General features: G+C 39.7%; 12 protein-coding genes. 7 read left to right on the forward strand and 5 right to left on the reverse strand.

All coding sequences use genetic code 11. The features are described from left to right. Positions 1 to 29: 29 nt before the first annotated feature. Positions 30 to 929: a GyrI-like domain-containing protein gene (locus HWV00_RS06445; protein ID WP_255554942.1), complete on the reverse strand. Its 900-nt coding sequence runs from the start codon at positions 927 to 929 to the stop codon at positions 30 to 32. Positions 930 to 1,138: 209 nt separating this feature from the next. Between HWV00_RS06445 and HWV00_RS06450 the strand changes: the two genes are divergently transcribed. Further along, positions 1,139 to 2,290 (forward strand): PLP-dependent aminotransferase family protein, encoded by a 1,152-nt coding sequence (locus HWV00_RS06450; protein ID WP_211685291.1) that lies wholly within the window; start codon positions 1,139 to 1,141, stop codon positions 2,288 to 2,290. A 138-nt stretch (positions 2,291 to 2,428) separates the two neighbouring features. Then, entirely contained in the window at positions 2,429 to 3,568 is a 1,140-nt protein-coding gene (locus HWV00_RS06455) for a conjugal transfer protein TraF (protein ID WP_211685292.1), read from the forward strand. Positions 3,569 to 3,660: 92 nt separating this feature from the next. Here HWV00_RS06455 and yegD read toward each other — a convergent pair whose 3' ends face one another. Together yegD and HWV00_RS06465 are read right to left on the reverse strand one after the other, a co-directional pair. Next, complete coding sequence (gene yegD, locus HWV00_RS06460) at positions 3,661 to 5,013, reverse strand: molecular chaperone (protein ID WP_211685293.1); 1,353 nt, start codon at positions 5,011 to 5,013, stop codon at positions 3,661 to 3,663. Positions 5,014 to 5,179: 166 nt separating this feature from the next. Beyond that, entirely contained in the window at positions 5,180 to 6,892 is a 1,713-nt protein-coding gene (locus tag HWV00_RS06465; RefSeq protein ID WP_211685294.1) for a formate--tetrahydrofolate ligase, read from the reverse strand. A 247-nt stretch (positions 6,893 to 7,139) separates the two neighbouring features. Here HWV00_RS06465 and HWV00_RS06470 point away from each other — a divergent pair, with 247 nt between their 5' ends. The 5 genes from HWV00_RS06470 (at position 7,140) to HWV00_RS06490 (ending at position 11,187) form a co-directional block, all read left to right on the forward strand. Continuing rightward, positions 7,140 to 7,991, forward strand: a complete 852-nt coding sequence (locus HWV00_RS06470) for an alpha/beta fold hydrolase (RefSeq protein WP_211685295.1) — start codon at positions 7,140 to 7,142, stop codon at positions 7,989 to 7,991. Between the two features lie 124 nt (positions 7,992 to 8,115). Further along, positions 8,116 to 9,012 carry a DMT family transporter gene (locus HWV00_RS06475; RefSeq protein ID WP_211685296.1) on the forward strand — a complete coding sequence of 299 codons (897 nt, stop codon included), beginning with the start codon at positions 8,116 to 8,118 and terminating at the stop codon, positions 9,010 to 9,012. Between the two features lie 79 nt (positions 9,013 to 9,091). Beyond that, positions 9,092 to 10,330, forward strand: a complete 1,239-nt coding sequence (locus HWV00_RS06480; protein WP_211685297.1) for a triacylglycerol lipase — start codon at positions 9,092 to 9,094, stop codon at positions 10,328 to 10,330. Positions 10,331 to 10,508: 178 nt separating this feature from the next. Beyond that, entirely contained in the window at positions 10,509 to 10,976 is a 468-nt protein-coding gene (locus HWV00_RS06485) for a DUF1456 family protein (protein WP_211685298.1), read from the forward strand. A gap of 7 nt (positions 10,977 to 10,983) precedes the next feature. Next, on the forward strand, positions 10,984 to 11,187 hold the full coding sequence (locus tag HWV00_RS06490; RefSeq protein ID WP_211685299.1) for a DUF2986 domain-containing protein: 204 nt from the start codon (positions 10,984 to 10,986) through the stop codon (positions 11,185 to 11,187). Positions 11,188 to 11,256: 69 nt separating this feature from the next. Here the strand turns inward: HWV00_RS06490 and HWV00_RS06495 are convergent, their stop codons facing one another. Both HWV00_RS06495 and HWV00_RS06500 read right to left on the reverse strand, forming a co-directional pair. Then, complete coding sequence (locus HWV00_RS06495) at positions 11,257 to 12,213, reverse strand: GGDEF domain-containing protein (RefSeq protein WP_211685300.1); 957 nt, start codon at positions 12,211 to 12,213, stop codon at positions 11,257 to 11,259. A 63-nt stretch (positions 12,214 to 12,276) separates the two neighbouring features. Next, positions 12,277 to 13,356, reverse strand: coding sequence for a response regulator (locus tag HWV00_RS06500; RefSeq protein ID WP_211685301.1), 1,080 nt, complete (start codon positions 13,354 to 13,356; stop codon positions 12,277 to 12,279). Positions 13,357 to 13,396 lie beyond the last annotated feature (40 nt).

The raw sequence follows: 13,396 nt of genomic DNA on the forward strand, positions 1-13,396 counted from the left end.
AACGCTTTATTTTTCTGAAAAGCGCCATACTAAAAGAATGTTGAAACAGGTAAGCAAAACTGTAATTCAAATTGCTCATCATCATCTAAAAAATGATTCTTTCGGTAATGCACATATGCAGGTGTTGATTGTAGTTTAAACCCTGATGAGGGTAGCCACTGTTCAATGATCTTACTTAAGTATGGCAATAACTCTCCGTATTTCCCCGTTAACTTGAATACAGCATGTAAGCCACCTGGTATCACCATACTGTTCACTGTGCCACGACGTAATAACGGCTTATCTATTTCTAAACAAGCGACATAGCGACATTGCTCTAAGCCAACAAAAGCAGGGTTAGAATGATGTAACCCAAATTGCTGTTGATAACTACGACCTTCGACATTTGCCCATGCGACCAATGTTTGCCAAGCAAGCCTAATTGAACGTCCATAACCCTGATGACGAACATAAGCGACATGTCTTTGTGGTAATTCAATGATTTGTACAGGAGGCAGTTCGCGGTTTTGTATACGTGAGTAAGCGGCTGCAATTTCAGGATCGCGTAAATAGGGCGGAGTGGTAGTTGCTAAATCTTTACTACGCCATTCACCCGGAGACATTGCAAAGGTGGCTTTGAAAGCGCGGCTAAAAGAAGAAACCGATGCAAACCCTGATTTAGTCGCGACGGTAACAACGGAACTACTACTATCAAACATCAATTGATTGGCTGCAAACTCTAAACGGCTACGACGAATATATTGGTGTACCGATTCCCCTACGACATGTTTAAACACACGATGGAAGTGCTGTTCAGAATAAGCTGCTATTTTTGCAAGTTGTTTAGCAGGTAGTTCAGCACTGATATCACGATGGATAAAATTAAGTACATCATTGATTCGAGATGTTTGTTGACTCGAAGACTGACTCATCGCTGTAGTTATAGGCATAGTGGACTTACAAAAAGCATAAATGGACATCTATAAGCGCATAAATGGACATGCTATGTCAAGTTTATCTCCGTAGTATTGTTGTATAGCATATTTTTATTAATCACTTTTTTATTAACTTAAACAGTCAGGTTAACTAAAAAACTAGTTATAACGTATGAACCTAGATACTTACACTACTTAAAAGAAATAACCCAGAGGGATACACTATGCAGTTAGCGCAATCATTACAAGCAATTAAACCATCTTATATAAGAGAAATTTTGAGTGTCGCTAACTCTGCAGATGTCATCTCATTAGCAGGGGGATTACCAGACGGTGATCATTTCCCATTAGCCTTAATGGAACAGAGCATTCAGCGATTGAGTTCACGCGCTGAATTGTTTCAATACGGCAGCACCGCAGGTTATGGTCCTTTATTAGACTATTTCCGTGAATGTTATCAATTACCTAAAGAGCAAGATGCGCTCGTTTGTACGGGATCTCAACAGGGGCTAGACTTAATTGCCCGTGTATTCTTAGATGCTGGCGATAAGGTGGTAATGGAAGCTCCTAGCTATTTAGGTGCTTTACAGGTATTTGGATTAGCGCAGGCGAGTATTGAAAGTATTCAGCAACGTGCAGACGGTCCTGATTTACAAGAGTTAGAGCAATGCTTTGCAAATAAAACAATCAAAATGTTTTATGCGGTGCCTGATTTTCATAATCCGACTGGCGTATGTTGGTCACTGGAAGTGCGTCAAAAAGTAGCGCAGTTATGTCAGCAGTATAATGTGGCACTTATTGAAGATGCACCTTATCGAGAACTCCGCTTTTCAGGTACTGAATTACCGTTAGTATCAAGTTTTTGTCCTGAACATTCTATTGTATTACGTTCGTATTCTAAAATTGCGACACCGGGTATTCGTCTTGGTTTAGTGTCAGGGCCTAAAGCGTGGGTATCGGCGTTAGAGCGAGTGAAACAAGGTGCTGATTTACATTCGAGTCAGCCAATGCAAGCGGTGTTATTGGATCTGTTACAGCATGATGATTTTCCGAACCACCTAAACAATCTTAGAGAGCTATATCGTAAGCGTTGTCAGTATTTAGCAAATCAGTTAATTGAGAAACTACCGAATAACTGCCAATTTGAGCAAGTTGAAGGCGGGATGTTTATTTGGCTTCAACTGCCTGATTGTGATGTTGATAGCCTTGCTAAACAAATGCTTAATGTTGGGGTTGCCGTTGTACCTAGCTCTGTTTTTTATCAATCAACAGCAGGGAAGCAATCAGCGTTTCGATTAAACTTTACTAATGCCTGTGATTCAGACTTGGCCTTAGCTGTAGAGCGCTTGGCACAAGTATTAGAAGCCGTAAAATAGTGCCTGTAATACTTTCGTATTAATTACTTTGTGATATTTTGATAAAAATTTGAACTAAAGCATTAATACTGGTGTCATCGAGTGCGATCTCGGATTACAATGTACCTACTTTTAATTAGATAGGTAATGGTTGTTCATATGTCGAAAAACGGAATTTCACTTGGTCTCGCACTCGCGTTTACATCTTTAGCGTCATCAGCCGCAAGTTATGCACCTGATGGTCGTTCTAATGCGATGGGTAATGTGGGCGTGGCGACAGCTGATTATTTAGCGGCACCATTATACAATCCAGCATTGGTTGCAGTGTTTCATGAGTCGGACGATGTAGGTATTTTATTACCTGCTATTGGCGCGAACGTAAAGGATGCTGACAGCTCATTAGAAACGATTACTGATTTGCAAGATACTGCGGATACTTTGAATCTGAATTCATCGCAAGCGGATCTAGATCAGATGAATCAATATTTAGATGATCTTGAAGGTGATAAGCCTGTTAACGTTACAGCTGGTGTTGCTTTCGCTGTTGCGATCCCAAGTAAAGTGATTTCAGTTAACATTTTTGGCCGTGGTTATGTTGAAGCTATTGCCAATACAGATGTTGCTGAGAATAAAGGTAACAGCTACGGTCAAGTTGAGCAACGATATAGAAATACGGATGTCATCATAACTGGTTTTGGTTATTCTGAATTTGGCGTTGCTTTAGCTAAACAGTATACAATTTATGGTGAATCGTTCTCATTTGGTGTGACACCAAAATATCAAATATTACAAACGTATTCAGATATTACAAATGTCGATGATTTTGATGTGGAGTTAGAAGATGCTGACGCTGAAGTAACTGCGTTTAACTTCGATTTAGGTGCTGTTTGGATGAAAAATAACTTCCGCACAGCATTAGTAGTTAAAGATGTTTTAGCACAAGAAATACAATCGACAACAACAAATATGACCTATGAACTAAATCCACAAGCGACGTTGGGTCTTGCTTATGCCGCGGAATATTTCACGTTTGGCGTTGATGTTGATTTAACAGAACAAACACGTTACGTTGAATTAGAAGATAATACCCAGTTTGCACGTGTTGGTGTTGAGTTTAACGCTTGGCACTGGGCGCAATTACGCGCGGGTTATGAGCATGATATCCAAGGTACTATGGAAGATTCTTTAACTGCGGGTATTGGCATTAGTCCATTCGGTACGCTGAACCTTGATATTGCAGGTTCTTATGGTAGTGATAACCAAGTTGGCGCATCTGCGAGTTTAAGCTTTACATTCTAAGCTAGATTGTACATTTTAATATCAATAAAAAAGGGCTGTATGACACAGCCCTTTTTTTATCTGTTATTTTTACTTATAACAACGGCTATTCATTAAGCAAAAATCTTTTCAGCCCAACGTGTTAGACCTTTCGTTACACTGCCGAAATGATCACCAATAATAATTTCACAATGTGGATAATGCTGTTGGATATATTGGAAGATAATCGGTGATTTCGCAGTACCACCTGTCACAAAAATAACATCCGGCTTAGTTTGAGCCTGCGTAATAGTTTCATCCATCAATGCTTTTATTTTAGCGAGTTGTGGCGCATTCGCTGTTTCAAGTGCTTGACGTGCTAGTTGTAAACTTAATCCATTTTCAACAAAACTAAGATCGGCAATCGCAGTGGCATCTTGTGACAGTTGTTTTTTCATTTGTTCTGCAAGGTTAACCACTTGATACGTTTGTTTCTGTTGCTGAACATTGAGTAAACGGGCAATCAATTCTTTCTGTTCTGCGTTCTTGTGTAGGTCTTTTAAGCCAATCAAGCTACGTTGACTATAAAAGTTAGTCTGACAGCCAATATCATTAATGGCAACCGCTTCCCAAAACGGGGTTACTGGCATCGGCAGACCACTTTCTAGGTGAGAGCCGAGACCAAAAAGTGGCATTAATGATTTTTGAGCGAAATGAATATCGAAGTCATTACCACCAATACGCTCACCTGAGTAACCTAAAACATGCTGAAAACGATCGCTAAGGCCGTAATTTTCAGGCCCCATTTTAAGTAATGAGCAATCCGTTGTACCACCACCGATATCGACAACAAGCACTGTTTTTTCTGCCGTTAAGCTTTGCTCATAATCAAAACCTGCTGCAAGTGGCTCATATAAAAACTCAATATCTTTGAAGCCTGCGCGTTGCGCTGCTGTCGTTAATAATGATAATGCTTGTTGATTACTTTCTTCGCCTTTAAGCCCTTGGAAGTTAACTGGCTTACCCATTACAACTTGTGTAATTTGCTTATCTAACTGTGCTTCGGCTTTATTTTTAATGTTACAAATCATTGCCGTTACAACATCTTCCATAAGACCGAGTTGTGAAGAGCTTAAACTTGTTGCGCCTAAAAATGATTTTGGTGACTTGATGTAATAGCCTTCCTCTGGATCTTCTAGGTAAGTATCCAGCGCTTCTTGGCCAAAAAATAACTGGTCTTCATAGCCATCATTTATCAAGTTACGGCCAGCTTGGATTGGACCGCGACGTAATTGTAGATAATTTGGTTTTGCTACTGAATCTGGTAAATTGCGTGCAACCCAGTTCGGGATCATATTACGATGTGAGGCATATAGCGTAGAGGCGAGATAAGAACTGTTCTGGTCAAGAGAGACAAGCTCAGGGTTAGTATTGTTAACATAGCCAACCGCGCAGTTAGAAGTACCGTAATCAAAACCGACAAACATAAATCATTCCAATAAAATCATTCCGGCCGCGCATTGTACACTGCTGTGATAAGTGAAACCAGATTGAAATGTCAGGCTGTTTATGCTCAGTTATAACTTAGGGGGCTTATCCCTGTTACTTGTTATCACTAGAAATAGCTAAAGTAGCAGGGATAAGCAGTTTGTATTAATCTAAGCCAATAATGTTACCCGTATTATCAATATCGATATTACGGTAGTTTGGTTTAATATTGAGTCCGGGCATTGTCATTACCTTGCCAACAAGTGCTGTAATAAAACCAGCACCTGCATTTAGCCTTAACTCAGTGATTGGCAGTTCAAAATTGTCAGGTACACCTTTAATGCTAGGGTCATGACTAATCGACATTGGCGTCTTTGCAATACACACGGGTAAATGAGAAAACCCAAGGGCATCGAATTGCTGCATTTGTTCAGTGGCCAGCGGTGTTAGCTTGACGCTATTTGCACCGTAACCACTCTCCGCTAGCGTGAGTAATTTACTGATAATGGGTGTATTTACATCATATAAAAACTTAAAGTGACTTGTTTGTTCTGTCGCCTGTGCAACTGTCTTTGCAAGTTTTTCTGCACCACTCGCACCATGTGCAAATGATTGACTGATTTCACAACCAAATGCAGCCGTGTTAGCGACGGCTTGTTGTAACCAATCTAACTCTTGTTGTGTATCAGTAGGGAAGTGGTTGATAGCAACGACCACTGGCACGCCATATTTGACAACATTATTGATATGCCAATTTAAGTTTGCAAATCCTGCTTGCAGTCTTTGCATATCTGGTTGGTTTATATCAGCATCACTCGCGATACCACTGTTCGCTTTAAGTGCTTTTAACGTGACAACAAGTACAGCTGCATCTGGCTGTTTACCAGATTCTCTGACTTTAATATTACAGAACTTTTCAAAGCCCATGTCAGAACCAAAACCCGCTTCAGTGACAACAAAGTCCGCTAGCTTAAGTGCGATCTTGTCAGCGATTATCGAGGAGTTACCATGGGCGATATTCGCAAATGGTCCTGCATGAATAAGGCAAGGCTGACCATTAAGAGTTTGCATTAACGTTGGCTTGATGGCTTCAACCATAATGGCCGTCATTGCACCTGCAACCCCAAGATCTTCTGCTGTAATTGGTTGTGAAGACATATCTAGCGCCAGCACTAAGCGACCAATACGTTTACGCATATCGGCTAAATCCTGACTTAACGCTAAGATAGCCATCAATTCTGATGCGGCAGTAATATCAAAACCTGAATCGTGCACTGGTCCATTTATTGGCCCTAAGCCAACGGTAATACTGCGTAGACTACGTTCATTATGATCAATGACTCGACGCCAAAGAAGCTGCGCAGGGTCAATATTGAGGGCTGCTTGCTCTGATTGACGTGTAAATTCAGCTTCACCTAATCGTGTTTCATGATACAGGCGTGCATCTAGAGCTGCAGCAGCAAGGTTATGCGCACTACTAACTGCGTGAATATCACCCGTTAAGTGTAAGTTCATTTCTTGCATTGGAATAACTTGCGCATGGCCACCACCGGCAGCGCCACCTTTTACACCAAAAACAGGTCCCATACTTGGTTGACGAATACAGGCACAGGATTTTTTGCCGATATGTGCAAGTCCTTGTGTTAAACCAATGGTGGTTACTGTTTTACCTTCACCGTGTGGTGTTGGCGTCACAGCCGTTACAATGATTAATTTACCTTCTTCTTTTGCGGTTAGGCGCTTAAGTAAGGCTAGGTCTACTTTTGCTTTCGCGTTACCGAACGATGTTAACTCAGTTGTAAGAATACCTAATTCATTGGCGATATCTGAGATAGGTTGAGGACTTGCTTGATTTGAAATTTCGATATCCGTGAGCATTATATCTTCCTAATAGGTTTATTTTATAGGTCGTGTATGAATAGATCTAAATAACCGTATTTGATTAGCGCATAATAAGGGAAATGATTGAAGATAAGAAGATGTTCGTATTGTGTTAGCGCTATTCTCTAATCTAGGTCAAAAAAGTCTGATAATTGCGTTGTCATTACAGCCAATGCCAAATTGAACAGGGTTTGCTTTAATAATATGTATCTAATAAGAATATTGCAGTAAAGGGATTTATATCATGATGAATACCGTCGAGATTAAGACTACTGATGGTTACCAGTTAGCGGCTAGCGAATTTATACCGACGAAGTGTAATGGTCGTGTGATTATTATTAATGGTGCGACAGGGGTATTGCGTAAGTACTATAAACCCTACGCTGAGTTCTTATGTGCACAAGGGTTTACACTTGTCACGTATGATTTTAGGGGCATTGGCGATAGCAAGAAAGCGAGTGATAATGCAAAACCTGCGAGTATGGTACATTGGGGTCAACTGGATATGGACGCGGTATTAACGTGGGCTAAAGCACAATATCCGACCTTAAAGATGTCAGGTGTTGGCCATTCTATTGGTGGTCAATTACTTGGTATGACGCCCGATAATAATCGCTATGAGTCTTTTTTAAATATCGCTGCACAACAAATCCATTGGAAAAATTGGGTTCTGAAAGATCAGCCGTTATCTGTTGTGTTCTTTTTCTGTGTTCTACCTTTGTTTTATGGTTTGAACAAAGGATTACCTAAGTGGGTATTAGGGTCAGAGTATTTACCAAAGAATGTGATCAGAGATTGGAGTCGCTTTGGTCGTAAACCATTCTATACTGATGAACAGGGTAACGAGTTACATGACGGTTACCATCAATATACGGGGAATATGCGGTTTTATGCGATGGCTGATGATAATCGATTTTCACCTCCGAGTTGTGTTAAAGCACTGCAACGTCATTTCAAAAATGCCCCATCAGATATGGTTGTCGTTGAACCGAAACAAGTTGGTATGAAGTCTATTGATCATTTTGGTTTTTTCAAACGTTCAATGGCTGAGTCAGTATGGCAAGAAACATCGGATTGGTTATTGTCTTCTTCATAATAGGGAAGAGACATTATTTTTAATCAAACAAAAAGTAATTTTAAATAGAAAGCCTTTACAAGTGTTGTTTGCATGCTAACCTTGCCAAAAATACCGCTCTATCATTATAAAGTAAGGTCTAGGCTTGGCACAATCCAATATAAAATTTCATTTTCTTGTGATGCTTGCAACTACGTTAGTTGCGGGCTCATTCTTGGCTTCATCGCATCTTGCAGGGCTTGTTAATCCAATTTCTCTTACGTTATTGCGATTTACTGGTGCGGTCTGTCTATTGCTGCCTTTTATTTTGGTGACGAAGAAATGGCGAAATAAGGTATTACGAACATTGCCTCGTTCGATGGTGATTAGTTTATTTTATTCAGTATTTTTTATTTTTCAGTTTGAATCATTAAAAATAACCACGGCCTTAAATACAGGCACGCTATATACACTGGTTCCTTTTATTACCGCTTTATTATGTGTTGTTGTATTTAAAGATAAAATTAAAATGCAGCAATTGATGATTTACTTACTGGGTGCGTTAGGCACTTGCTGGGTTATCTTTAATGGTGATTTATCGCAATTATTGAGTTTTTCACTTAACAATGGTGATCTATTATTCATTGCTGGCAGTGTCTCTATGTGCTGTTACTCCATTTCGATGAAACGTTTATACCGTGGTGATGAATTAATCGTGATGGTGTTTAGTACGTTACTCGGTGGCTGTATTTGGATGGGACTTGCGTTATTGCTATCTGGATTACCGCTAGAGTGGCACTTGATTAAAGGTGAATCTGTATTTTATATGGCGTATCTTGTTATAGGTGCTACATTGATGACTGTATATCTGTATCAAAAAACGACAGTTGCATTAGGGCCTACACGTGTGATGGCATATATTTACATGAACCCTGCTGTTGTTGCTTTGTTATCGCTTTTGGTGAATGGACAAACTATTAGTATGCAAGTGATTCCCGGTATTCTATTGTCATCAATGGCGACGCTATTGTTACAACGTCAGGCGAGCGCGAACAAAACCTAGATTGTGCATTCAAATATTTAGCGTTAAAACAGAACTAGAATCTTAATTTGTTGCTAACGCTAAATAGAAAGGGTGCCGTATGTTTAACACGCGCAGAAAATCAAAAAAGTTGGAAGTTAAAGCATCCCACTCAGAACGCGCAAATGATATACGCGGTATAAATCAACTCACTGTAGACGCAGTTACGGGTTTAACTGATATCGTTGAAGCGCTTCATTATACTATTTTACACTTAGGGCTTAATAAGCAAGAAGTAAAACCAAGAACCAAAGGAGTGACTGGTTTTGTTTATCGTAATATTCGAAGTATGACCGCATTCGTCGGTGATAAAGTCGATTTTTCGTTAAGCCAATTAAGCAGTGCATTTGGGCAACATGAATCATCACTAAAACGCGAAGTAGCGATCTCTATGCTTAATGGTGTACTAGGTGATTACTTGCTTGAACGCGAAAATCCGCTTGCTGTTATCATGCAATTACGTCGAGATGGTAAACCGTTATCTGATGTTGCATTACGTCATTTGATTGAACAGTCAGACGGTAAAATTTTATTAATGGTGCATGGCCTATGTATGAACGATTTACAATGGCAGGTAGATGAACATGATCACGGTGTTGAATTAGCACGTGATCTTGGTTATGAACCAATCTATTTACATTATAATACCGGTCGCCATATTTCTGAAAACGGACGCGATTTTGCGGCATTATTAGAATACTTAGTGACGCTATCACCTCAACCTCTATCATTGTCGATACTTGCCCACAGCATGGGTGGTTTAGTCTCTCGTAGTGCTTTCCATTATGGTGCTGAAGCAGGACATTCTTGGTTAGACAGAGTAAATAAGATGGTATTTTTAGGTACCCCACATCATGGTGCGGCACTTGAAAAAGGGGGGAACTTGATTGATGTATTACTTGGTTCAAACCCTTATAGTTTACCGTTTGCTAAGTTAGGACAAATACGCAGTGCGGGTATTACTGATTTGCGTTATGGCTCGATCATTGACGAAGATTGGCAAGGCAAAGATCGCTTCCGCTATGAAATCGACAACCGCGGCACATTAGCGTTACCAAACGGTGTACATTGTTATACAGTTGCAGCGGTTAAAAGCAAAGAATCGACGGTCGTTGGTGATGGCTTAATTGGTGATGGTTTAGTGAATGTAGACAGTGCATTAGGCCGTCATAACGATGATTTATTGCATCTTGAATTTCCAGAACAGCATCAGTGGATTGGACGTGATATGAACCACATGGATTTATTATACCATCCTGATGTCTATCGAAAAATAAAACAATGGTTACTGGATTCTTAGACGTAACGTCGTGATGTTTTGGTGTCATTCTGCTTTGTGATTATTACGGCAGAGTGATGCAATTAGTATCGAAGAGTAACTTGCCTATTATTACCTCTCGGTTATCTGCTATACTGCGCGCCATAAACTTATATTGTGAGTCATAATGACATCACGCTAGCCTTATTAGGACCAATTAATGACCAATAATGATATTTTACGTCGTATTCGCTACACTTTTAACTTCAGTGACGACAAGATGATTGCCTTGTTTAAACACGCTGAAGCAAATGTTACACGTGGCGAAATCAGCGATTGGTTAAAAAAAGATGATGATCCAGCATATGTGCGTTGTAATGATACGCAGATGGCTACTTTTTTAAATGGTCTAATTAATGCAAATCGCGGTAAAAAAGAAGGTCCACAACCTGAACCTGAGCACGCGATCAATAACAACATCATTTTACGTAAGTTAAAAATTGCGTTAGACCTTAAGAATGAAGATGTTCTTGAACTACTAGAAATTGCTGGATTCCGTCTAGGCAAACACGAGCTAAGTGCATTTTTCCGTAAGCCTGATCACAAACATTTCCGTGAATGTAAAGATCAAGTGTTACGTAACTTCCTTGCTGGTTTACAAATTAAGCATCGACCTGAAGAAAAGTAGTAAGATAATGAATAGAAAGAAAAAAGTTGTTACAACATTAAAGAAAAAAGCTAAAAAAGCGAATGCTAAATTAGCGCCAAATTCTAATAAGCCACGTTACATTTCTAAAGCTGAACGTGAAAAAATGGCATTAGAAGCAGAGGCTACACAGTCAGAAGAGAAGATTCAGGAAGAATCAAGTGCTGAACAACAGCAAGCGACTGCAGAATAAGTTTTAGCTTAAATGTTAGAATGATAAATATAAAAAAGGTATAGCGTTGCTATACCTTTTTTGTTTCTGCTATGAGGTAAATATAGAAAATTGGTTTCGTCCACTTTCTTTACTTTTATATAGTGCACAGTCGGCATTCTTAGTCCAAGTATCAACACAGCCGGTTGACGCAGTAAACTCTGCCATACCAATCGATATAGTGACTTTAATGGTGTTACCATCATCTATTATCGATGTTTCCTCAATCGCTTTACGTAGACGCTCCGCTAATATCACAGAGTTGCTTGCTGAAGTATTCGTTAAACAGATCGCAAACTCTTCACCACCGTACCGTGCTGAAAAATCAGTTTCTCTGACGTTATCTCTCATTACTTTAGATACTGCCGCAATCACTTTATCACCAGCGACATGACCATAGGTATCATTCACATTTTTAAAATGGTCAATATCGAGCATCATCAATGTTGAAGTCTGATCATAACGTTTCACACGTTTAAATTCATGACCAATAAGATCATTCCAACGATGACGGTTATTCAGTTGTGTTAGGGCATCTGTCTGGCTTAGACGAGCCAGTTTTTCATTTGCTTTATCAAGTTGTAAACGGTTAATCGCAATATCGGTTACATCATAAATGATCAGGCTGACGTGTGTGACTTCACCTGTCAGCGATGCCAGCGGTATAATGGTCATGTTTTGAAACATAAATTCAGAAATACCTGTTACGGGACGATAATTATTAAAGCGAAAAATATACGGCCGCTGTTCCCAACTGGTAAACGCATTATTCTTTAATAAAAATACGGACTCAATTTTACTGCGTAACCATGCTTCAGGTAACTCTGGAAAATGCGTAAACAGGTTTGAGTCTTGTATAGACCTTGGACTCAACCCACTATGATTACTCATAAAGCCATTCCAAAGTTGAACTTGGAAGTTTCTGTCTAGGACCACGAGACCAGCATCAATGGTTTGCACCATATCCATGATCCAGTGAAACTCATTCAATGAATGTTGATTATCCATGTTAACAATTCCTTGTAACTGTATTGTTATTTGTATTTAAATAAATCATCAAAAGACAACCAGTTAATCGATGAGGTAAGAAAGACTGTTAAGTAAACTTGGTAACGATTTTTCAGTAAAGAGTAATAGTAGATCGCACTGCACATTGTGGTGTTCGATTTGATAATTGATCTCAATAGCAACCGTTTTTTGTTTACGGAAGTTATTCGCATTAATCATCTCTTGTACTGTGCTGTGTTGGCCAAGAACAGAAGGGTGACCCTGACTAAAGCTCACATTCAGTTGTTGGCTAAAGCCTTGTAAAAATGCACCGATAAGGATATTGGCAGTATCCATGAGAATCTCTTTCTCTTGGAAGTTTGAGTTCTGATCTTCAATACCCATGAGCTTAGCCATGTCATCAAAACTTGAGTCATGGAATAACAATAGTGCTTCACCTGAAATACCAGAACAAATAAAGCCTTGGCACACAGTGGAAATAGATGCTTGCTCGGATGCGGCCGATAATGCCATCGTTAGTTCGCTGGCTTCAAAGACATTGACGTTTGGTACTGGTAATAATACAAACACATCAAGTAAACGTGCGAGCAAGTCTGCTGCTTGGCCCATCGCGACATTGGCGACTTCCTGTAGCGCATCACGAAACTCAGGTGGTAGTTCGAGTTCGTTGCCTAATGTTGGTAGCGTATCCGGAATTGATTTTATTAACTCTTGCTCTCTTTTTTCAGCGGCTTGCTGAGAAATGAATAGCGCTTCAGCCTGTGCAAACTCGTCTTTTTCGACAATACCATAATTAATTAGAATGGTTTCAATTTGCTGAGAGGTAACAGGCTTTTTGATAAATGCAAGTGCACCTAGTGCTGTAACGCGTTGCAGGGCTTCAGCTTGAATATCTCCTGAAACGACAATCACAAGGGCATTTAATTGTTCTTTTTGAATTGCTTCTAAAACTTGATAACCATCCATTACAGGCATATTAAGATCGAGAAACACAATGCTACCTTTACCCGCTTTGATTACATCAAGACCTTCTGCGCCATTAGATGCAAAACTAACGTCCACATCCCAATAGGGTGGAAGTGTTTTGGCCATTTGTTTACGGGCTAGGTTTGAGTCATCACAGATTAGTACGGAAACTGACATGAATATCCTTTTTCATCTTCAGTGAAATAGCAAAGAATTG

Source organism: Moritella sp. 24 (assembly GCF_018219155.1).
In the GTDB taxonomy this organism is placed as follows: Bacteria; Pseudomonadota; Gammaproteobacteria; order Enterobacterales; family Moritellaceae; genus Moritella.